At 58.4% G+C, this 22108-nt stretch carries 18 protein-coding genes and 1 pseudogene; 12 read left to right on the top strand and 7 right to left on the bottom strand.

Going from position 1 to position 22108, the window contains the following annotated elements; all coding sequences use genetic code 11:
- Positions 1–67: 67 nt before the first annotated feature.
- The 3 genes from OKC42_RS03560 (at position 68) to lolE (ending at position 3331) form a co-directional block, all read left to right on the top strand.
- The gene (locus OKC42_RS03560; RefSeq protein ID WP_199428636.1) at positions 68–1303 is read left to right on the top strand and encodes a lipoprotein-releasing ABC transporter permease subunit; all 1236 of its coding nucleotides are present in this window, start codon (positions 68–70) and stop codon (positions 1301–1303) included.
- Positions 1304–1391: 88 nt separating this feature from the next.
- Positions 1392–2090 carry a lipoprotein-releasing ABC transporter ATP-binding protein LolD gene (lolD, locus tag OKC42_RS03565; protein ID WP_005336988.1) on the top strand — a complete coding sequence of 233 codons (699 nt, stop codon included), beginning with the start codon at positions 1392–1394 and terminating at the stop codon, positions 2088–2090.
- A complete protein-coding gene (lolE, locus tag OKC42_RS03570) occupies positions 2090–3331 on the top strand; it encodes a lipoprotein-releasing ABC transporter permease subunit LolE (RefSeq protein WP_201941651.1) in 1242 nt (413 codons plus the stop codon). The genes lolD and lolE overlap by 1 nt, the downstream gene beginning before the upstream one ends.
- A gap of 87 nt (positions 3332–3418) precedes the next feature.
- Here the strand turns inward: lolE and yfbR are convergent, their stop codons facing one another.
- Together yfbR and OKC42_RS03580 are read right to left on the bottom strand one after the other, a co-directional pair.
- Positions 3419–4009 carry a 5'-deoxynucleotidase gene (gene yfbR / locus OKC42_RS03575; RefSeq protein ID WP_047436789.1) on the bottom strand — a complete coding sequence of 197 codons (591 nt, stop codon included), beginning with the start codon at positions 4007–4009 and terminating at the stop codon, positions 3419–3421.
- Positions 4010–4102: 93 nt separating this feature from the next.
- Positions 4103–4537: a YccF domain-containing protein gene (locus OKC42_RS03580; RefSeq protein WP_005336982.1), complete on the bottom strand. Its 435-nt coding sequence runs from the start codon at positions 4535–4537 to the stop codon at positions 4103–4105.
- Positions 4538–4978: 441 nt separating this feature from the next.
- Between OKC42_RS03580 and tig the strand changes: the two genes are divergently transcribed.
- The 6 genes from tig to ppiD all read left to right on the top strand — a co-directional run bounded on the left by tig (position 4979) and on the right by ppiD (position 13417).
- On the top strand, positions 4979–6289 hold the full coding sequence (gene tig, locus OKC42_RS03585) for a trigger factor (protein WP_201941650.1): 1311 nt from the start codon (positions 4979–4981) through the stop codon (positions 6287–6289).
- A gap of 86 nt (positions 6290–6375) precedes the next feature.
- A complete protein-coding gene (gene clpP / locus OKC42_RS03590) occupies positions 6376–6999 on the top strand; it encodes an ATP-dependent Clp endopeptidase proteolytic subunit ClpP (RefSeq protein WP_005336979.1) in 624 nt (207 codons plus the stop codon).
- 70 nt (positions 7000–7069) lie between these two features.
- Positions 7070–8344, top strand: a complete 1275-nt coding sequence (gene clpX, locus OKC42_RS03595; protein WP_005336977.1) for an ATP-dependent protease ATP-binding subunit ClpX — start codon at positions 7070–7072, stop codon at positions 8342–8344.
- A 141-nt stretch (positions 8345–8485) separates the two neighbouring features.
- Positions 8486–10840 carry an endopeptidase La gene (lon, locus tag OKC42_RS03600; RefSeq protein ID WP_005336976.1) on the top strand — a complete coding sequence of 785 codons (2355 nt, stop codon included), beginning with the start codon at positions 8486–8488 and terminating at the stop codon, positions 10838–10840.
- Positions 10841–11080: 240 nt separating this feature from the next.
- Entirely contained in the window at positions 11081–11353 is a 273-nt protein-coding gene (gene hupB, locus OKC42_RS03605) for a nucleoid-associated protein HU-beta (RefSeq protein ID WP_005315375.1), read from the top strand.
- Between the two features lie 150 nt (positions 11354–11503).
- On the top strand, positions 11504–13417 hold the full coding sequence (ppiD, locus tag OKC42_RS03610) for a peptidylprolyl isomerase (RefSeq protein ID WP_005336975.1): 1914 nt from the start codon (positions 11504–11506) through the stop codon (positions 13415–13417).
- A 240-nt stretch (positions 13418–13657) separates the two neighbouring features.
- On the opposite strand, the gene OKC42_RS03615 is transcribed toward ppiD, so the two are convergent.
- From OKC42_RS03615 to OKC42_RS03635, 5 genes are all read right to left on the bottom strand, one after another.
- On the bottom strand, positions 13658–15250 hold the full coding sequence (locus OKC42_RS03615) for an ABC-F family ATPase (protein WP_040068106.1): 1593 nt from the start codon (positions 15248–15250) through the stop codon (positions 13658–13660).
- A 167-nt stretch (positions 15251–15417) separates the two neighbouring features.
- The gene (locus OKC42_RS03620) at positions 15418–17070 is read right to left on the bottom strand and encodes a cation acetate symporter (protein WP_026035062.1); all 1653 of its coding nucleotides are present in this window, start codon (positions 17068–17070) and stop codon (positions 15418–15420) included.
- An 11-nt stretch (positions 17071–17081) separates the two neighbouring features.
- Positions 17082–17393 (bottom strand): DUF485 domain-containing protein, encoded by a 312-nt coding sequence (locus OKC42_RS03625; protein ID WP_005336970.1) that lies wholly within the window; start codon positions 17391–17393, stop codon positions 17082–17084.
- Positions 17394–17498: 105 nt separating this feature from the next.
- On the bottom strand, positions 17499–18125 hold the full coding sequence (locus OKC42_RS03630) for a 3'-5' exonuclease (RefSeq protein WP_201941648.1): 627 nt from the start codon (positions 18123–18125) through the stop codon (positions 17499–17501).
- A 2-nt stretch (positions 18126–18127) separates the two neighbouring features.
- Positions 18128–19915 (bottom strand): putative nucleotidyltransferase substrate binding domain-containing protein, encoded by a 1788-nt coding sequence (locus tag OKC42_RS03635; RefSeq protein WP_201941647.1) that lies wholly within the window; start codon positions 19913–19915, stop codon positions 18128–18130.
- A 168-nt stretch (positions 19916–20083) separates the two neighbouring features.
- Here OKC42_RS03635 and OKC42_RS03640 point away from each other — a divergent pair, with 168 nt between their 5' ends.
- From OKC42_RS03640 to OKC42_RS03650, 3 genes and pseudogenes are all read left to right on the top strand, one after another.
- Positions 20084–20890 carry a crotonase/enoyl-CoA hydratase family protein gene (locus tag OKC42_RS03640; RefSeq protein ID WP_110303848.1) on the top strand — a complete coding sequence of 269 codons (807 nt, stop codon included), beginning with the start codon at positions 20084–20086 and terminating at the stop codon, positions 20888–20890.
- Between the two features lie 18 nt (positions 20891–20908).
- Positions 20909–21435: pseudogene (locus OKC42_RS03645) on the top strand (phage portal protein); the annotation flags it as partial.
- 60 nt (positions 21436–21495) lie between these two features.
- Entirely contained in the window at positions 21496–21747 is a 252-nt protein-coding gene (locus OKC42_RS03650; RefSeq protein WP_042067783.1) for an ogr/Delta-like zinc finger family protein, read from the top strand.
- Positions 21748–22108: the final 361 nt, after the last annotated feature.

Genomic DNA, 22108 nt, shown 5'->3' on the forward strand with positions numbered 1-22108 from the left:
CCCTTGTTGTCATGGACGGTTTCCCTTTATTATCCGGTATCTTATTTTGTTGGCAACGTACATATCCTTGAAGACCGGACTTTTTCAGCCCCTTTCGCTGGCCATCGGCCTGCGTTATGCAGGCTCGAAGCGCAGCAATCGCTTCGTCTCATTTATCTCCCTGTTCTCTACCTTTGGCATCGCCATCGGGGTTGCCGCCCTGATGGTGGTCATTTCGGTGATGAACGGTTTCGAAGGGCAGCTCAAAGGGCGCATCCTCGGGGTGATCCCCCATGTGGTGGTGACCAATCAGGCTGGCCGCATTGATGCAGACCCGCAAGGCTTGCCGGATCTGGCCAAATTACCCCATGTGGTTGCCTCGGCCCCCATGCTCGACAGCGAAGGGATGCTGCAAAGCCCCGGTCAGCTGACCGGGGTGAGCGTGCAGGGGATCGACCCTGCAAAGTGGCCCAAGGATGACATCCTCCACAGCCAGATGCTGGGGGGGCGACTCGATACCCTGCAGGCAGGCCACTACCGCATCGTGCTGGGGCAGGGGGTGGCTCGTCGCCTCAATGTCTCCATCGGCGATCAGGTTCGCCTGATCCTGACCGAAGGGACCCGCTTCACCCCGTTTGGCCGGGTACCGGCCCAGCGCCTCTTTACCGTCTCCGGCATCTTCGGGGTCGGCGCCGATGTGGATAACCAGATTGCGCTGATCGCGCTGGGGGATGCCCAGCGGCTGCTGCGCATGCCGCCAGAAACCGTCGGTGGCATTCGCCTCTGGCTCGATGATCCCTTTGCCGCTGACGAGGTGATCAAGACACCGTTGCCGGATGGGCTGTTGTGGCAGGATTGGCGCCGCGAGCGGGGCGAGCTGTTCCAGGCGGTCGCCATGGAAAAACGGATGATGGGGCTGATGCTGGTGCTGATCATCGCCGTCGCCACCTTCAACATCCTCTCTGCGCTAGTGATGGTGGTGACGGACAAGGAGGGCGAAGTGGCCATCCTGCGCACCATGGGCATGAGTGAATCGGGGATCGTCAAAATCTTCATGGTGCTTGGCGCTTCCAGCGGAGTGATTGGTGCTCTGTTTGGCGGGCTGGCTGGCCTGGCGCTCTCCTTGGGTCTCAACCCCCTGCTCAATGCGGTGGGGCTCAACCTCTATATGGCGGCGGGCGGCAGTGGCCTGCCGGTGATTGTCGAGCCGGCTCAGGTCATCACCATTTTGCTGGGCGCCGTGTTGCTGAGCTTCAGTGCCACCCTCTACCCGGCGGCCCGCGCTGCGCGGGTGAAACCGGCCGAGGCGCTGCGTTATGAGTAATGCCGTGAATAATGCATCTTCTGTTGTGACTGGTGCCCCCGTTGTTGCGGGTGCCAGCGTTGTTACCGAGGCAAGTGGAGCCCCTGTTATGAATGAAGCCGTATCCCGTGAACCTCTGCTGCGCTGCCAGGCGCTCAACCATGTCTATAAAGAGGGGGAGCTGGAGACTCAGGTGCTCAAGGGGATCGATCTCTGCGTCGCACCCGGTGAAATGCTGGCGGTGGTGGGGAGCTCCGGCTCCGGCAAGACCACTCTGCTGCATCTGATGGGGGCGCTGGACAACCCCTCCAGTGGCGCCGTGCTGTTCAAGGGGGAGGATATCCACCATTGGGATAGCCGCACCCAGGCCCGTTTTCGCAACCGCGAGCTGGGCTTTGTCTACCAGTTCCACCACCTGCTCTCCGAGTTCAGTGCGCTGGAAAATGCGGCCATGCCGCTGCTGATCGCCGGTGAGTCGGTGGCGGTTGCCACCGAAAAGGCGACCAAAATGTTGGGTAGGGTAGGGCTCTCCCATCGTCTCAACCACAGACCGTCCGAGCTCTCCGGTGGCGAACGCCAACGGGTGGCGATCGCCCGGGCGCTGGTCAACGAACCGAGTCTGGTGCTGGCGGACGAGCCGACCGGTAACCTGGATCACGCCAGTGCCACCGCAGTGTATGAACTGCTGTGTGAACTGAATCGTGAACTGGGCACCGCCTTTGTGGTGGTGACTCACGACTTGAGCCTGGCGGCCAAGCTCCATCGCCGGGTGACCCTGGTGAGTGGCGTGATGGCGGAGGTTGCCTGATGTTCAAACCGCTGCCCCTCTTTCTGGGCCTGCGTTACAGCCGCTCCCGCCGTCGCAACGGGTTTATCGCCTTTATCTCAGCCTCTTCCCTGATCGGTATCGCCCTCGGGGTGATGGCGTTGATCCTGGGCCTCTCCGCCATGAACGGTTTCGAGCGGGAGCTTAAAGATCGGGTGCTCTCGGTCGTGCCGCAAGGTGAGCTGGACGCCGTCGAGCGGCCGCTGCCGGATTGGCCACGTCTGCGCGACTACCTGCTGGCCCAGCCGGGCGTTGAGGCGGCAGCGCCGGTCATTCGCCTCAATGGCCTGCTGGAGCATGGCTCTGCCCTCAAGGGGGTGCAACTGCGCGCCGTGCTGCCCGATCTGGAAACCAATCTGTCGGATGCCGGCAAATACATGACGGGCCGTGGTCTGCGTGAGCTGCAACCGGGTGAACGTGGGGTGATCCTTGGCAAGACCATCGCCGACAAGCTGGGGGTCAAGGTGGGGGATTCGGTCGCCCTGCTGCTGCCGCAAGGGGGTGATCAGGCGGGGATCAAGAATCCTCGGCGCGAAGCCCTGACCGTGGTGGGGCTGCTGGAGATCGGTGGTCAGCTCGACGGTCTGCTCGGCTTTATGCATCTGGCCGATGCGCAAGCGATCACCGGCATGGGCAGCGGCGTGGAGGGCTTCAGCCTGCGGGTGAGCGATGTGCTCAAGGCGCAATCCATCACCGTAGCCGCCGCGCAGCAGTTCCCTCATCACGTCTATATCCGCAGCTGGATGAACAGCCAGGGCTACCTCTATCAGGACATCCAGATGGTGCGTACCGTCATGTATGTGGTGATGCTGATGGTGGTGGCTGTCGCCTGCTTCAACATCGTCTCCACCCTGGTGATGGCGGTGAACGAGAAGCGCAGCGAGATCGCCATCCTGAAGACCATGGGGGCGAGCCCCGGCCAGATCCGGCTCACCTTCGTCATTCAGGGGATGGTCAACGGCGTGGCCGGTGCCCTGCTCGGCGCCCTGCTGGGCGGGCTGCTCTCCAGCAAGCTGACCCAGATCCTGAGCGTTGTCGAAAAGCTCATCGGTCACCGCTTCCTCAATCCGGATATCTACTTTATCGACTTTTTGCCGACCGAGTTGCATATGCAGGATCTGCTCATCGTGACGGGCGCCGCCATCCTGATGAGTCTGGTGGCGACCCTCTATCCCGCCTGGCGGGCGAGCGGTCTGGTGCCATCTCGCGAGCTGGGTCACTGATGCGTTGCATCTAATGCGCAATAAAGAACGAAGGGCCCGCTGGTGCAAACCGGCGGGCCCTTCTGTTTTCAGGTCATGTAGACTGGCTTAGTGAGCGTTAAGCTCATCGAGTGGCAGGGAGAAGCTGGCTACGAAGGTGTCGATAAAATAGCGCATCTCATCGCTCATCCGGGCTGCCAGCATGGCTTCAAGGCGCTTGCGAGCCGGTTCGAACTCCCGGTTGCCCGCGTTGATCTCCTCCAGACACTTGGTATAGGCGCAGAGGGTGTCGGCATCCTTGACCAGCCTGGCCAGCTCGTCATCCTGGGCTGCCGAATCGAGCAGGGGGCGAAAGTCCTCCACCAGTTCCGGCGGCAGCATGCCAAGCAGACGCTGCTCGGCGGCCAGTTCTATCTTCTTGTACTCGCGGGCGATCTCGGGGTTGAAGTATTTGACCGGGGTGGGCAGATCGCCGGTCAGCACCTCGCTACTGTCGTGGTAGAGGGCCATCACCGCGGCGCGGTCGGCATTCACGCTGCCGCCAAACAGCCGGTTTTTGATGATGCCGAGGGCATGGGCCACCATGGCCACCTGCAGGCTGTGCTCGGCAATGTTTTCCGGCTGGATGTTGCGCATCAGGGGCCAGCGGTAGATGAGTTTCATGCGGGCGAGATTGGCGAAAAAGTGGCTGGGTAACATGATGGCCTCAACAAAAGAGAATAGAAAAGGGCAGACCCTAGTCTGCCCTTTTTTTTCGTTGCAGGGCAGCGTCTGCCCGCGTATTTCCCGCAGTTAGCGGATATAGCGGCCCGATTCCGCCTCCTGGTTGGTCACAATCATCTGGCCGATGGGCGCCAGACTGATGAGTGCCAGCTTGAGGTGCTGGATACCGAACGGGATACCGATAATGGTCACGAAGCAGGCCAGCGCGGAAGCGATGTGGCCGATGGCCAGCCAGACACCGATCAGCACGAACCAGAGGATGTTGCCAATCAGCCCCAGCGTGCCGGTGCCGATATCGCTCTGGCCGGTCATGGTTTTGCGATTGACCGCCTGCTTGCCAAACGGGAAGAAGGTAAAGGTGCCGATCACGAAGCAGGCTCGTCCCCAGGGGATACCGACCAGCGAGATAAAGCAGACAAGACCGGCCAGCCACCAGGCCAGGCCCATAAAGACACCTCCCAGTACAAACCAGAGCAGATTGAACAAGAAGCGGAAAAAGGCCATGTGAGTGACTCCAGATCATCAATTTGGTTGCCACCATAACGAGGGAGGGGTAGGGACGCAATGGTTGATTGGTCCAATCGCCATTTGGCTGGTCAAATTGAGTCGCCGCCCGCAACGGTGGGCTGTTTTTCGGCGAAAGATGGGCAATAAAGCGGCGTTCGGATGAAAAAAGGTGAGCAAACGCAAAATTATTGCCATCGGATAGTTGAAGTCGGGCACCTCTCTCCCCATATAAAGGGCAGTTTTGCACGAATTGTGCTTGCACGCCGCTCAATGTGGGGGATGTGTGGCTCGACTCGACCAAAGTGCGCCGCTATAATGCCGCGTCATATTTTCTCATCACAAAGACATATCGTTGTCTTTATAAACAGGAAGACTCCGGGCTTTGCCCAGGGGCAATAAAGGGTCAGCACACAGTGCTGAGTTGAACGAGGTAGAAGAATGCAAGTTTCTGTAGAGACAACCCAGGGTCTGGAACGCCGTCTTACCATCACTGTACCGGCCGCTACCGTAGACGCCGCTGTGCGTAAAGAATTGAATGGCCTGGCCAAAACTCGTCGCATCGACGGTTTCCGTCCTGGCAAGGCTCCGGTTGCCATCATCAAGAAGATGTTCGGCGCCATGGCTCACGCCCGCGTTGCTGATGAAATGATGCAGAGCAACTTCATCAAAGCCATCATCGAAAACAAACTGAGCCCGGCCGGTGCCCCGACCATGGAGCCGAAAGAGATCAAAGAAGGTCAGGATTTCGAATTCACCGCCACTTTCGAAGTGTATCCGGAGTTCGAAGTTGCAGGTCTTGAGACCATCAAGGTCGAGAAGCCGGTTGCGACTGTGAAGGATGAAGATCTGGCCAACATGATCGACACCCTGCGCAAGCAGCACGCTACCTGGGCTGATGCCGATGTTGCCGCTGCCAATGGCATGCGTGTGACCATGGACTTCGTCGGTTCCATCGACGGTGAAGAGTTCGACGGCGGCAAAGCTGAAGGCTTCAACCTGGTGCTGGGCGCTGGCCGTATGATCCCGGGCTTCGAAGACGCCATCCTGGGCAAGAAAGCGGGCGACGAGTTCACCATCGAAGTGACCTTCCCGGCTGATTACCACGCTGAAAACCTGAAAGGCAAAGAAGCCAAGTTCGCTTCCAAGCTGATCAAGGTTGAAGAGCAGATCCTGCCTGAGCTGACCGAAGAGTTCGTGAAGCGTTTCGGTATCGAAAGCGGTTCTGTTGAAGAGCTGAAAGCCGAAGTGCGCAAGAACATGGAGCGCGAACTGGCTCAAGCCCTGAAAAACAGCGTGAAAGAGCAGGTTCTGAACGGTCTGGTTGAAGCCAACCAAATCGACCTGCCGAAAGCAGCTGTTGCTCAAGAGATCGACGCACTGCGTCAGCAGGCTCTGCAGCGCTTCGGTGGCTTCCAGGGCGGCAACGCTCCCGAGCTGCCGGCTGAACTGTTCCAGGCTCAAGCCGAGCGTCGTGTACGCGTAGGCCTGCTGCTGGGTGACGTGATCCGCACCAACGAGATCAAGGCTGACGATGCCCGTGTAAACAGCATCATCGAGTCCATGGCGACTGCCTACGAAGATCCGAAGGAAGTGATCGAGTACTACCAGAAGAACGAACAGATGCTGAACGGCGTTCGTAACCTGGCAGTAGAAGATCAAGCTATCGACCTGATCCTGTCCAAAGCGCAAGTGACCGAAAAAGAAGTTGCCTTTGACGAAGTGATCAACAAGTCTGGCGCCGCTGCCTAAGAACATTTGACTTAAGGTCAAGACTGTTAAGTATAATGGCTCGTGTGATCTCCACTCGGGCCATTTTATTTTAGGGACAATGCCTTATGTACAAGAACTATAACGATATGACCGATTCTCCCAGCAATGCGCTGGTCCCCATCGTGGTCGAACAGACTGCCAAGGGTGAACGTTCCTACGATATTTACTCCCGTCTGCTGAAAGAGCGGGTGATCTTCCTGACCGGTCAGGTTGAAGATCACATGGCCAATCTGGTGGTTGCCCAGTTGCTGTTCCTCGAGTCCGAGAATCCGGACAAGGATATCTATATCTACATCAACTCGCCGGGTGGTTCGGTGACTGCGGGCATGTCCATCTACGACACCATGCAGTTCATCAAGCCGGATGTCAGCACCGTCTGCATGGGGCAGGCCTGCTCCATGGGTGCCTTCCTGCTGGCTGGCGGTGCCAAGGGCAAGCGTTTCTGCCTGCCAAATGCCCGCGTGATGATCCACCAGCCGCTGGGTGGCTTCCAGGGTCAGGCATCTGATATCCAGATCCACGCCCAGGAGATCCTGAAGATCAAAAATACCCTGAACGAGCGCCTGGCGTTCCATACCGGTCAGGACATGGCTACTATCGAGCGTGACACCGATCGTGACAACTTCATGTCCGCCGAGCAGGCCGTTGCTTATGGTCTGGTAGACGGTGTCCTGAGCCAGCGTAGCTGAGCAGGGTGTCCCGGTCTGTTGTAAACTCAACAGGCCGATCCATCCTCTATTGATAAAACGAGGTTGCTGAATGACAGAGAAACGCAAGGGTGAGGGTGATAAGCTGCTCTACTGCTCTTTTTGCGGCAAAAGCCAGCATGAAGTGCGCAAGCTGATCGCTGGCCCTTCCGTCTACATATGTGATGAGTGCGTCGAGCTGTGCAACGACATCATCCGCGAAGAGATCCGCGAGATCTCTCCCAAGCGCGATGGTAACGAGCTGCCGACCCCTCATCAGATCCGCGCTCATCTCGATGACTATGTGATCGGGCAGGAGTACGCCAAGAAGGTGTTGGCCGTTGCCGTCTACAACCACTACAAGCGTCTGCGCAACAGCGGCGAAAACAGTGGTGTGGAGCTCGGCAAATCCAACATCCTGCTGATTGGCCCGACCGGTAGCGGTAAAACCCTGCTAGCCGAGACTCTGGCTCGTCTGCTGGATGTGCCGTTCACCATGGCCGATGCGACCACCCTGACCGAAGCCGGTTATGTGGGCGAGGACGTGGAGAACATCATCCAGAAGCTGCTGCAAAAGTGCGACTACGACGTAGAGAAGGCCCAGCGTGGCATCGTCTATATCGACGAGATCGACAAGATCTCCCGCAAGTCGGACAACCCCTCCATCACCCGCGATGTCTCCGGGGAAGGGGTGCAGCAGGCACTGCTCAAGCTGATCGAAGGGACCATCGCTTCCGTGCCGCCGCAAGGCGGTCGCAAGCACCCGCAGCAGGAGTTCTTGCAGGTTGATACCTCCAAGATCCTCTTCATCTGTGGCGGTGCCTTTGCCGGTCTGGACAAGGTGATCGAGCAGCGTTCCGTGAAGGGAACCGGTATCGGTTTTGGCGCCGAGGTGAAATCCAAGGATGCCAAGGCCACCCTGAGCGAGACCTTCGCCAAGGTAGAGCCGGAAGATCTGATCAAATATGGTCTGATCCCCGAGTTCATCGGCCGTCTGCCGGTGGTCGCGACCCTGACCGAGCTGGATGAGTCTGCCCTTATCCAGATCCTGAAAGAGCCGAAAAACGCGCTGACCAAACAGTACGCGGCGTTGTTCGATCTGGAAGGGGTCGAGCTGGAGTTCCGTGACGACGCACTCAACGCCATTGCCCGCAAGGCGATGGAGCGTAAAACCGGTGCTCGTGGTCTGCGTTCCATCGTGGAAGCCGTGTTGCTGGATACCATGTATGACCTGCCTTCTCTGGAAGGGGTCAGCAAGGTGGTGATCGACGAGACCGTGATCAAAGGGGACTCCGCGCCCTTGATGATTTACGAAAATCCCGAGACCCAGGCAGCTGCATCAGAGTAAATGTCTGATTTTTAATCAAATGGAAGGGGCTTTTTGCCCCTTTCATGCTTTTTACGGTTTCGGCGATTGAATCTCATCTCAGCGCCCCCATATACTCAGCCAAGCGCTTTGCCAACGGTATAACAAGCCGAGAGGACATATATGAACCTAGAGCGTTCAGAACGCATCGAGATTCCCGTCCTGCCTCTTCGTGACGTGGTGGTTTATCCCCACATGGTCATTCCACTCTTTGTGGGGCGGGAAAAATCCATTCGCTGTCTGGAAGCGGCCATGGAGCAGGACAAGAAAGTCCTGCTGGTGGCCCAGAAGGATGCGTCAACCGATGAGCCGACTGTGGAGGAGATCTTCACCGTCGGGACAGTGGCCAATATTCTGCAGATGCTCAAGCTGCCGGACGGCACCGTCAAGGTGCTGGTAGAGGGGGGGCAGCGTGCCCGCCTGGAGCGGATGATCGACGACAAGGATTTCTTTGTCTGCGAGGCCCAGTACATCCCCTCCCAAGCCATTGAGGAGAAGGATCAGGAAGTGCTGGTTCGCTCCGCCATCGGCCAGTTTGAAGGCTATATCAAGCTCAACAAGAAGATCCCGCCCGAGGTACTGACCTCGATCTCGGCGATCGACGATGCAGCGCGTCTGGCTGACACCATGGCGGCCCACATGCCGCTCAAGCTGGAAGACAAGCAGAAGGTGCTGGAGATCGTCTCTGTCTCCGAGCGCATCGAATTCCTGATGGCGATGATGGAGTCGGAAATTGACCTGCTGCAGGTTGAGAAGCGCATCCGTACTCGCGTCAAGAAGCAGATGGAAAAGAGCCAGCGCGAGTATTACCTCAACGAGCAGATGAAGGCCATCCAGAAAGAGCTGGGTGAGCTGGAAGATAGCCCGGATGAGTTTGAAGCCCTCAATCGCAAGATTGAAGAGGCTGGCATGCCGGAAGATGCCCGTGAAAAGGCCCAGGCCGAGCTCGCCAAGCTGAAGATGATGTCTCCCATGTCCGCCGAGGCTACCGTGGTTCGCAGCTATGTGGACTGGATGGTACAGGTGCCGTGGAAGGCGCGATCCAAGGTCAAGAAAGACCTTGGCAAGGCGCAAGAGGTGCTGGATGCCGATCACTATGGCCTTGAGAAGGTCAAGGATCGCATCCTCGAATATCTGGCGGTGCAGGCGCGCGTCAATAAGCTCAAGGGCCCCATCCTCTGTCTGGTTGGCCCTCCCGGTGTGGGCAAGACCTCGCTGGGTCAATCCATCGCCAAGGCGACCGGCCGCAAATATGTGCGGATGGCCCTCGGTGGGGTGCGTGATGAAGCGGAGATCCGCGGTCACCGCCGTACCTATATCGGTTCCATGCCAGGCAAGCTCATCCAGAAGATGGCGAAAGTTGGCGTGAAGAACCCGCTGTTCCTGCTCGACGAAATCGACAAGATGAGCTCGGACATGCGTGGCGATCCCGCATCCGCCTTGCTGGAAGTGCTTGATCCGGAACAGAACAACAGCTTCAACGATCACTATCTGGAAGTGGATTATGACCTGTCGGACGTCATGTTCGTGGCTACCTCCAACTCCATGAACATCCCGGGTCCCTTGCTGGACCGGATGGAAGTGATCCGCCTCTCCGGTTACACCGAAGATGAGAAGCTCAACATTGCCAAGCAGCATCTGGTTGCCAAGCAGATCCAGCGCAACGGCCTGAAAGAGTCCGAGATCACCATCGAAGATTCTGCCCTGGTCGGAGTGATCCGCTACTACACCCGCGAGGCGGGTGTGCGGAGTCTGGAGCGCGAGATCTCCAAGATTTGTCGCAAGGCGGTCAAGCGCATTCTGCTGGACAAGAGCATCAAGCATGTTCAGGTCAATCAGGAGAACCTCAAGGAGTTCCTCGGGGTGCAGCGTTTCGATTACGGCAAGGCCACCGACCAGAATCAAGTGGGTCAGGTGTGTGGTTTGGCGTGGACCGAAGTGGGGGGCGATCTGCTCACCATCGAGACCACCAACATGCCGGGCAAGGGCAAGCTCACTTATACCGGTTCCCTCGGTGACGTGATGCAGGAGTCGATCCAGGCGGCCATGACAGTCGTACGGGCCCGTGCCGAGAAGCTGCGCATCAACGCCGACTTCTACGAGAAGCGCGATATCCACGTGCACGTACCGGAAGGGGCAACCCCGAAAGATGGTCCGAGCGCCGGTATCGCCATGTGCACCGCCCTGGTCTCCAGCTTGACCGGTAATCCGGTTCGTGCTGATGTGGCGATGACAGGGGAGATCACCTTGCGCGGCGAAGTGCTGCCCATCGGTGGTCTCAAGGAGAAGTTGCTGGCAGCCCATCGTGGCGGCATCAAGCGAGTGCTTATTCCGAAAGAGAACGAGCGTGACCTTGAGGAGATCCCGGCAAACGTCAAACAAGACCTTGAAATTTATCCGGTTCGCTGGATTGACGAGGTGCTGGAATTGGCGTTGCAGGACAATCCACAGGGGTTTGAGCGCGTTTCTGTCGTGTAAATGTTGATGCGCCGCAAATTTGGCGCATTCGGCGGGTGGTTAAGGCTTGCATGCGCCCGATAACGGAAGTAGCCTTGACCACCGATCGGGTACTCGTGATGAGTCGCAATGCGTTGTGTGGCGCGGGTTTGCGCCAGATTGTCACTTGCAACTGATCAGGAGGCTTGCTATAAAACCTCCACTTGTTGTGGCCAGGGAAATCAGCGCCGCAGCGGTGTTTGATAAAAGGGGAATATAAGAGTGAATAAATCTCAACTGATTGACAAGATTGCAGACGGTGCCGATATCTCCAAAGCTGCCGCTGGCCGTGCGTTGGATGCCTTCATTGATGCTGTTGGTGAAGCGCTGAAAGAGGGTGACCAGGTTGCTCTGGTTGGTTTCGGTACTTTCGCTGTACGCGAGCGTGCTGCCCGTTCAGGCCGTAACCCGCAGACTGGCGCGACCATCGAAATCGCTGCTGGTAAAGTTCCTGCCTTCAAAGCCGGTAAGGCCCTGAAAGACGCTGTTAACTAAGTCGGTCGCTGATATCCGTCGGCTACCGTCCTTGGTCGCAGACCAGACAAGTTAGAGAGTATTCTCTCATACTGATTGACCAAGGCGCATCGCAATCGGTGCGCCTTTTTATTGTTTACGCCCATCGAGTTCGGGAGCATAAGTACAAACATGATGTTGGATAAACTACGCGAAGGGGCGCAGGGCAAGGTAGCCAAGGTTATCTTGGGCCTGATCATCCTCTCCTTTGCCTTGGCTGGTGTAGGTAGTTACCTGAACGGCCCGGCCCGTACCGCCCCCGCCACCGTCAATGGCACCGAGATCAGTGCTGCGGCACTGGAAAATGCCTACCGTAACGAGCGCGCCCGCATGGAATCCCAGATGGGAGAGGCATTCAGCCAGCTGGCCGCGAACCCCGATTACATGAAACAGTTCCGTCGCGGTGTGCTGGATCGCCTGATCGATCAGGCGCTGCTGGACAGCAAGGCCCGTGAACTGGGTCTGCGTATCAGCGACGAACAGATCAAGCAAGCCATCGTGGCCATGCCGGAATTTGCCGAGAACGGCAAGTTCAACAATGACCGCTATCTGCAGCTGATCCGTCGTGCCGGCATGACTCCCGAAATGTTCCGTGACTCCCTGCGTCAGGACATGGTGCGTCAACAGTTGATGAGCGCCCTGCTGGGCACCGAATTCTCCCTCAAGGGTGAAGCGGAGCAGCTCGACAAGCTCTACAACCAGACTCGCGATCTGCGTCTGGTGCGTCTGGCTGCTGCCAACTACATGGCTGACGTTCAGGTCTCCGACAACGAGCTGGAGCAGTACTACAAGACCAATGGCGCCCGTTTCATGAACGACGAGCAGGTCAAGGTTGACTATCTGCTGCTGGACGCTGCCAACCTCGCCAAGGATATCAAGGTCACCGAGCAGGATGCCCAGGATTACTACGATCAGCACCAGGATCTGTTCCAGCGTGCCGAGCGTCGCCACGTGGCTCACATCCTGATCCCGTTTGGCAAGGACGAGAAAGCGGCCGAGCAGAAAGCCGAAGCCGTGCTGGCCAAAGCCAAGGCGGGTGATGATTTCGCTGCGCTGGCCAAGGCTGACTCTTCCGATACCTTCTCTGCCAAAAAAGGCGGCGAGCTGGACTGGTTCGAGAAAGGGGTGATGGATCCGGCCTTCGAGAAAGCCGCGTTCGCCCTGAACAAGGCTGGCGATCTCTCCGGCGTGGTGAAGAGCCCGTTCGGTTTCCACATCATCAAGCTGCTGGGGGTTGAAGCAGCCCAGACCAAGCCGTTTACCGATGTGAAAGAAGAGACCATCACTCGTCTGCAAGCTGACAAGGCCAAGGAGAAATTCTTCGCCGAGCAGCAGAAGATGGCTGACAACAGCTTCGAAAACCCGGACTCGCTGGATCTGACCGCTGATGCCATGGGGATGAAGGTTCAATCTTCCGATTTCTTCACCCAGGCGACTGCTCCGGCTCCGCTGAACGATCCCAAGGTGCTCTCCGTGGCGTTCTCCGAACAGCTGCGCGATGACAACACCAACTCCGACGTGATCGAGCTGGCTGACGGCAAGGCGCTGGTGCTGCACATCACTGGTCACAAGCCCAAAGCGGTCAAGCCGCTGGCTGAGGTGAAAGAGCAGGTGATTGCCGCCATCAAGCATGACAAGGCTAGCGAAGTGGCCCGTGGCAAGGCCCAGGGCCTGCTGGACAAGCTGAAAGTCGGTGAGAGCATCACAGCCGATCTGACTGCACTCGGTCTGAAAGTGGAGACCCACAAAGGGGTTGCCCGCTTCGATCGCGAGCTGGATCAGAACCTGATTGCCCAGGCGTTCACGCTGCCCCATCCGATCGACGGCAAGCCGAGCGTGGCTCTGGTTGCCGAGACCAATGGTGACCGCGTTGTGGTTGCGCTGGACAAGGTCAACGTCCCTGCCGCCGCATCCGGCATGGCCGCCATGCTGCAAGCTCAGCTGGGTCAGGGCAAAGCCCAGGTGGATTACAAGTCTCTGATCGACGAGCTGCGCAAAGCGGCCAAGATCGAGTACTTCACCAGTGTGGAAGCGACCGTCGAGTAATCGGCACTACGCAACCCATTGAAAACGGCTCCTTGATGGAGCCGTTTTTTTATCTGTGGGCAAGAGGAGGATACTCAAGCTCTGTGCTCTGTGCTCTGTGCTCTGTGCTCTGTGCTCTGTGCTCTGTTCTGTGGCGTGTAGTCACACCGCGGTTATACGCCATCTCAGTCGTCTAAAAACGGGATATAAAAAACCGGCACCTGAGTGCCGGTTTTTCATTGCGAGCTTGCAAGGCGGGGGTTACACCACGCCCTGAGTGCGCAGGTAATCCTCGTAGGTGCCGCCGAAGTCGCGGATGCCATCTTCGGTCAGCTCCAGGATGCGGGTCGCCAGAGAGGAGACGAATTCGCGGTCGTGAGAGACGAAGATCAGGGTCCCTTGGTAGAGCTCCAGTGCCATGTTCAAGGATTCGATGGATTCCATGTCCAGGTGGTTGGTCGGCTCATCCATGATCAGGATATTGGGGCGCTGCATCATCAGCTTGCCGAACAGCATGCGACCCTGTTCACCACCGGAAAGCACCTTGACCGGCTTCTTGATGTCGTCCTGAGAGAAAAGCAGACGGCCCAGTATGGAGCGTACAGCCTGCTCGTCTTCGTTCTCCTGTTTCCACTGGGCCATCCAGTCGAACACGTTGAGATCAGTATCGAAATCTTCGGCGTGATCCTGAGCGTAGTAACCGATCTGGGCGTTCTCGGACCACTTGATGGTGCCGGTATCCGGAGCCAGTGCACCGACCAGGGTCTTGATCAGGGTAGACTTACCGATACCGTTGGTACCCAGAATGGCGACCTTTTCGCCCACTTCCATCATCATGTTGAGGCCCTTGAACAGGGGACCGTCGCCATACCCCTTGGATACACCTTCCACTTCCAGGATGTTGCGATAGAGCTTTTTGTCCTGCTCGAAGCGGATGAAGGGGTTCTGGCGGCTGGAGACCTTGACGTCCTCAATCTTGATCTTGTCGATCTGCTTGAGACGGGAGGTCGCCTGACGGGACTTGGAGGCGTTGGCGCTGAAACGGGAGACGAAGGATTGCAGATCGGCGATCTGGGCCTTCTTCTTGGCGTTGTCGGCCAGCAAACGCTCGCGCGCCTGAGTGGCGGCCAGCATGTAGTCATCGTAGTTGCCCGGGTAGACGCGCAGCTCGCCGTAGTCCAGATCCGCCATGTGGGTACAGACAGAGTTCAGGAAGTGACGGTCGTGAGAGATGATGATCATGGTGCTTTCACGTTCGTTGAGCACCTGCTCCAGCCAGCGAATGGTGTTGATATCCAGGTTGTTGGTCGGTTCGTCCAGCAGCAGGATGTCAGGGTTGGAGAACAGCGCCTGTGCCAGCAGCACCCGCAGTTTCCAGCCTGGTGCCACTTCGCTCATCGGGCCGTTGTGCTGCTCAAGGGGAATGCCGACACCCAGCAGCAGCTCGCCTGCACGCGCTTCAGCGGTGTAGCCGTCATATTCGGCGACCAGACCTTCCAGCTCGGCGGCCTTCATATAGTCTTCGTCGGTGGCTTCGAGGTTGGCGTAGATGGCATCGCGCTCGGCGATAGCCGCCCACAGCTCGGTGTGACCCATCATGACCACGTCCAGTACGCGCATATCTTCGTAGGCGAACTGATCCTGACGCAGCTTACCGATGCGCTCGTTGACGTCCAGGCTCACATTACCGCCAGTGGGCTCCAGATCACCACCGAGGATCTTCATAAAGGTGGACTTGCCACAGCCGTTGGCGCCGATAAGGCCATAGCGGTTGCCGCCGCCAAACTTGACGTTGATGTTCTCAAACAGCGGCTTGGCGCCGAACTGCATGGTGATGTTGTTGCTACTTAACAAGGTATGTGTCCCGATTGGTCTGTCAAATGGCGCGCATTATGGCACAGATCCCCCGAAAGTTTTAGCGAGAAGTGTGATCTTGATCGGGGCAAGCGGGGCGTGCAGCCGATTGATGGGCAATAAAAAAAGCCGGCGCGAAGCCGGCTTGGAAGGATGAACTTGAACTGTTAGTGGGAGGTGGCGCCAGAGGCACCCAGCCCGGTCTGGGAGCGAACGAACTGCGGCAGGAACTTGGCATGCTCGTCGGCGGCGTTCTGGGAGCTGTCGGTGATGGAGAAGAACCAGATCCCGACGAAGGCCAACCCCATGGAGAAGAGGGCAGGGTATTCGTAAGGGAAGATGGCCTGGGCATGGCCCAACACTTTCACCCACACGGTCGGACCCAAGATCATCAGGGTCACTGCGCTCACCAGTCCCAGCCAGCCACCGTAGACGGCGCCACGGGTTGTTAGGCGTGACCAGAACATGGAGAGGAACAGTACCGGGAAGTTGCAGCTGGCGGCGATGGAGAAGGCCAAACCCACCATGAAAGCGATGTTCTGCTTCTCGAACAGGATCCCCAGACCAATGGCAACCACACCCAGCACCAGAGTCGTCATTTTGGAGACACGCAGTTCATCGGTCTCGTTGGCCTTGCCCTTCTTCAGCACACTGGCATAGAGGTCATGGGAGACCGCAGAGGCACCGGCCAGGGTCAATCCGGCAACTACCGCCAGAATGGTGGCAAATGCCACGGCGGAGATGAAGCCGAGGAACAGGCTGCCACCGACCGCATTGGCTAGATGGACTGCCGCCATGTTGGTGCCGCCCAGCAGGGCGCCGGTGGCGTCCTTGAAGGCCGGGTTGGTGCTCACCAGCAAGATGGCGCCAAAGCCGATGATGAAGGTGAGAATGTAGAAGTAGCCGATAAAGCCGGTGGCGTAGAACACCGATTTACGCGCCTCTTTGGCATCGCTCACGGTGAAGAAACGCATCAGGATATGGGGCAGGCCAGCGGTACCGAACATCAATGCCAGGCCGAGCGAGATGGCGGAGATGGGGTCAGCAACCAGGCCACCTGGGCTCATGATGGCGATCCCTTTCTCGTGCACCTTGACCGCTTCGCTAAACAGGGCGCCGATATCGAAGTTGACCGATTTCATGACCATGATGGCCATGAAGCTGGCACCGGAGAGCAGCATCACTGCCTTGATGATCTGCACCCAGGTGGTGGCCAGCATGCCGCCAAACAGCACGTAGAGCACCATCAGGATGCCGACCAGCACCACGGCCACATGGTATTGCAGGCCAAACAGCAGCTCGATCAGTTTGCCGGCACCGACCATCTGGGCGATCAGGTAGAGGGCGACCACCACCAGCGAACCGCAGGCGGAGAGGGTACGCACTTCAGTCTGCTTCAGACGATAGGAGGCGACATCGGCGAAGGTGTATTTGCCGAGGTTGCGCAGCCGTTCGGCGATCAGGAACAGGATGATGGGCCAGCCCACCAGAAAGCCGATGGAGTAAATCAGACCATCGTAGCCGGAGGTGTAGACCAGCGCGGAGATCCCGAGGAAAGAGGCGGCTGACATATAGTCACCGGCGATGGCCAGACCGTTCTGGAAGCCGGTGATACGGCCACCGGCGGCATAGTAGTCAGAAGCCGAGCGGTTGCGCTTGGAGGCCCAGTAGGTGATGAACAGGGTGGCGGCTACAAAGACCACGAACATCACGATGGCCGACACATTGAGGGGTTGGCGTTGTACCTCGCCGGTCAGCGCATCCGCTGCCAGCAGGGGGGAGGAGGCCAGTGAGGCCAACAGCAGCCACTTGCCTTTCATGCTTTTTGCTCTCATGACTGCACTCCCTTGAGGATTTTCTGATTCAGCTCGTCAAACTCGCCGTTGGCCCGAAACACATAGATGCCGGTCAATACGAAGGAGGAGAGGATCAGTCCCACCCCGACCGGAATGCCACGGGTGACGGTGGTGCTGTCGCTGAGCGGGGTGCCGAGCCAACCGGGGGCAAAGGCGATGAGCAGAATAAACGCCAGGTAGAGTCCCAGCATCAGAGCCGAGAGGGCCCAGGCAAAACGCTGGCGCTTGGCGACCAGCTCCTGGAAGTTGGGATCTTGCTGGATCCTCAGATAGCTTTGCTGTTCCATTGCAGTTCTCCATGACATGAGTGTCAGCGGTGGATGGGGTAGCCCCGACGAGCAGGCAATCTGCTCATGTAAGCAAAATGTGAATTAAATGTTATTTCTCGACAATTAGACTTTGGGATAAGTGAGCGGCGAGCCACAGGTCAGGCGCAGGTAGATGAGCGCGGCCGTGGTGGCATCGGCAAGGGCATCGTGGGCGGGCAGGGATGGGAGTTCAAGGTGGCTGCAGATGGCACTCAAATGGAGGTCAATAGCCGCATCGGGGTAGCGGCGATAGAGGTGGTCGTGATAAAGCTGGCTTACCTCGATCCCTCGCTGGGGCAGGGTCAATCCCCACAATTTCTGGCAGGCGAGATTGAGAATACGCAGATCGTAGGCGATGTGATAGCCCACCAGTTCACGGGGGCCGATAAAGTCGAGCAGCAGGCGCAGCGCGGCTTCCAGCCCCATTCCCTGTTGCAGATCCTGATGGCGCAGACCGTGGATCACCACAGATTGGCTGGTCAGGCTGGCCGGTGGCTGTACCTTGATGGCGAGGGCCTCGCCGGTCAGCAGCCGGTTGCCCTGAATGCGCACCGCCCCGATGGAGACGATCTCGGCCTGCTCGGGATCGAGACTGGTGGTCTCGAAATCGAGGGCGATCCGTTCATCTTTCGGTGGGGTGGCAAAGAGCGGCGCGAACTCGCCCGTTCGGAACGCACGGCCATACCAGTAGCGTCGAACGCGGCTCAACATGGCTATTGTCTCAGACGAAAGTGCAAGGTGAGCCACTGCTGGAACTTCTTCACCTGATGCAGCGCCTGGCGCAGCAGATCACGTTCGCTGTGGCTGAGCTCGCTTGTCTGCACCCGACTATTGCCCCCCTTGAGCTGGCTGCGCAGCCTCAGCCGGATAAAGAGCCGGAACGCCTCCGCCAGATTGCTGCCATAGTCGGCACTGAGCCGATCGGCGGCCACCAGCGCATCGATACGCCCCAGGGTTGAGGTCTCCAGAATGCCTGCCTCAAGGGCCAACATGCGGATACCGTGCACCAGCGGGAACAGGCCGCCTCGCTTCAGATCCAGCCCTTCCGGTGGCTGCTCCAGCCGGCCAAAGAGGGTTAGCGGGGCATGGAAGGCCACCGCCGGTCGCACCATCTCCGCCAGCAGATCCCGTCTGTCCGCCAACTGCTCGCGCAGCGCTCTGGCAACCGGCAGATGGAGCTGTCGATCCCCCGCGATGGGGTGGGCGTCAGCAAGGGTGGCGAGCCAGAGCAGCTCATCCTCTTTTGCCGTGGTGCAGGCGCAGGCAATGGCGCTTTGCCACTCGCTGCCTGTTTTCACCCAGGCCGGATTGTTCACCATCACCTGCCCGGGGCACAGCGGGTAGCCGAGTCGCTCCAGCAGGACGCTGAATTCGGCCAGATCGGCTGTCTGGGTGGGCCATGTCAGCCCCTCTGGCAGGATCAGGGCGTTGTCCTGATCGGTTTTGAGGATCTGCTCGCCGCGCCCCTCCGAGCCCAGCATCAACAGGCAGACTCTATCCTGCACCTCGGGGGGGATCACCAGCGCAAAGGCTTTGGCGATCAGCTGTTCGTTGATGGTGGCGATCAGCTTCATCAAAAAGGCGGTGTGGATCCCCTGGGCAAACAGTGAGCGGGTCAGTTGTTGCTGTTCGCGGGCCACCGCCTCCAGTGCCGGCAGGCTGTCGGCACGGGCGATACGCAACGTCAGCACGTGGGAGTGGGTCGAGAAGAGCCCCAGCACCTGAGTCAGTTGCAAGATGCCCGCCACCTCGTTGCCACGCCACACCACCAGTCGCTTGATGCGATGGCGGGTCATCAGCAGCAGGGCATCAAACAGATAGCTCTCCAGCGATAGACCAATCAGCGGGGTAGGGGTCAGCACCGAGAGGGGGGCCGTCAGCGGCAATCCCTTGAGGGTCAGGGCGTGGAGCAAGGTCTTGCGGGTTGCCAGCGTGAGGGAGCCATCGTGGGCGGGGTAGAGCAGGCAATCGGTCCCCTTGCTCACCATGGCTTCGGTCGCCGCCAGCAGTGACAGCTTGCTGTCGACGATAAGCGGTGCTTGCAGGTGGCCGGGTTCGATGCGGGTCAGGATAAACTCCGCCAGATTCTTCTGACCCAGTTGTTCGCGTTGCTCCTGCTGGCGCTGGCGCTCGGCCAGATTGGCGGTGAAGTAGCTGGCAAACTGCGGATCCTGCTCACAGAGCGCCAGAAAGGTGTGGCGAGGGATGAGCTGACAGAGGCTATCTTCCAGCGCGGTGAAGCGGTGGCGGCAGCGACCATCAAACTGGGCGCGCACATCGAACAGGTCATCAACCCCGTAATCACCAAACTGGTGGTGAGGGGCTGACTCTTCCACCGCCCCCTTGATGATGAGATAGAGGCCGGGAGGCTCGCCCCCCTCCTTGAGCAGCAGATCCCCGGCCCGAAAATAGCAGAGCGAGAGGTGACGGGAGAGCCGCTCGCGCGCCTCCTCGTCCAGTCGGTCGAACGGTGGTCTGGCAAAATTGAACAGGGTTGACATGACAGCGTCCTCTGCTGGCTTGCGGCACTCATGCTGCTCCCAGTGTGACAAAGGGAGGGGGAGGCGACCAGCCGACTTTAGTCTCAGCTGTACCGCCTGTTCACACTCTGATAACGTGGTGGTATGACCAGTGAGTCAGTTTCAGGGATCAAGGAGAGGATAAGGGAGATGGAAAAACCAAGGATCAAATGCGAGATCCACGACGGGATTGCCGAAGTGATGCTGACGCGGGGGGATAAACTCAATGCGCTGGACCGCGCCATGTTCAGTGCCATCGATGAGACATTGACGCAGCTCACCCGGCACAAGGGGCTGCGGGCGGTGATCCTGCATGGCGAGGGGCGGGCCTTCTGCGCCGGACTGGATGTGAAGTCCATGCTGAGGCAGCCAGTGGCGGCGCTCGATATTCTCAAGCGCGAGGCGGACGAAGCGACCAATCTGGCCCAGCGGGTTGCCTATGGTTGGCACCAACTGCCGGTGCCGGTGATTGCAGTCACCCAGGGGGTCTGTTTTGGCGGTGGTCTGCAGATTGCGCTCGGGGCCGATTTTCGCTTCAGCACCCCTGATTGCCGCTTCTCGGTGATGGAGATCAAGTGGGGCATCATTCCCGACATGAGTGGCAGCGTCACCATGCGCAACCTGATGGGACTGGATACCGCCATGGAGTTGGCCATGAGCGGGCGCGAGCTCGATGCCATCGAGGCCAAATCCCTCGGGATGGTCAGCCGGGTCTGCGCCGATCCGCTGGTTGAGGCGCGGGAGTTTGCCCGCACCCTCATCACCAAGTCGCCCGATGCCCTGGCGGGGATCAAGCAGCTCTACAGCCAGGCCTGGGCCCGCAGCGATGAGGCGATGCTGAAGGAAGAGACTCGGTTGCAAAAGCAGATCCTGGGGCGACCCAATCAGTGGCGAGCCACCCTTAACAGCCTGTTTCGCTGGCGGCTGCCCTTCGGGCCGCGCCGCAATCCGCTCTGACTGCGAGCTGCACGAGCGATCTACGGCATGCCCGGCTACTTGGGCTGCCTGCAGTCGGCCCTGCTCAACCAAGATGCCACCCAGTTTCGGCGCAAATACTTCCTCAATGGCGCCCACATGGGCTTCATCTTCTACGCCACCGACCCGAATATGGACGACGACACTGAGGAGGAGATGAAGGAGATGATTGCGAGCAGCAAGGGGGTGGGGAACTTCCGTTCTATGTTCGTGAACATCCCGGACGGCAAGCCCGATGGCATCAAGCTTATTCCAGTGGGGGATATCGCCACCAAGGACGAGTTCGCAGCCATCAAGGGGATCACCGCTCAGGACGTATTGACCAGCCACCGCTTTCCGGCCGCGCTGGCCGGCATCATTCCGACCAATGGCGGAGGTGGGCTTGGGGATCCCGAGAAGTACGATGCCACTTATGCCCGCAACGAGGTGCTGCCGCTGTGCGAGCTTATCCAGGATGCCATCAACAGCGCGGGACTCCCGTCTCCCTGCGGGCCGATTTTCGGGAGAATATCGGTTCAACTGTATAAACAAACAGTGCTTGCTGTGGCAAGATAGGCTGTTGATTTGGATAGAAAAGGGAGGGCGTAATGCGGGTTTATTGCAAAGTGTGTGGCCAGCGGGGCCGCATTACCAAGACCAACCGACTGAGCGATGATGTCTCGGATCTCTACTGCCAGTGCACCGATGCCGAGTGTGGCCACAGCTGGGTGGCCACCCTGTCGTTCGCCCACACCCTAAGCCCCTCGGCCAAGACCACGAACCAGCTGGTGCTGAGCTTGATGGGATCGCTCACACCAGAGGGGAGGCAGTTGGTTCTGAAAGGACTGGGAGCGCAATAGCGTCCCCTGATCTTATTACCGATCTACTTGAAACCGTAATACATTCTTCATCTGAACTTATCGTGACGTAAGTTTGAGTTTAGTGGCGGTAGTCGCTGTACTGATACAGAAATGGTTAAAATATCAGCTGAGTGAGTCTGCGAATTCGCTCTCAAACTCATCCTTTTTACTCTTAGGCAAAAACAAGCCCTAAGATTGCATTTGACGTTTGGCGGGCTGCCTGAGAAGAAGTGAGGGGGCGATCACGTCTGTATCAGAACATGACGCACGAAAGTAGCTATAGGATTGAGCCATTTTGATAGTGATGCATAATAGTACTTTTGGTTTTGATAGATGCTGAGGTGTTTAGGATAGACTATAC

The sequence above is a fragment of the Aeromonas sp. Y311-2 genome (genome assembly GCF_027706025.1).
GTDB classification, from domain to species: Bacteria; Pseudomonadota; Gammaproteobacteria; order Enterobacterales; family Aeromonadaceae; genus Aeromonas; species Aeromonas veronii.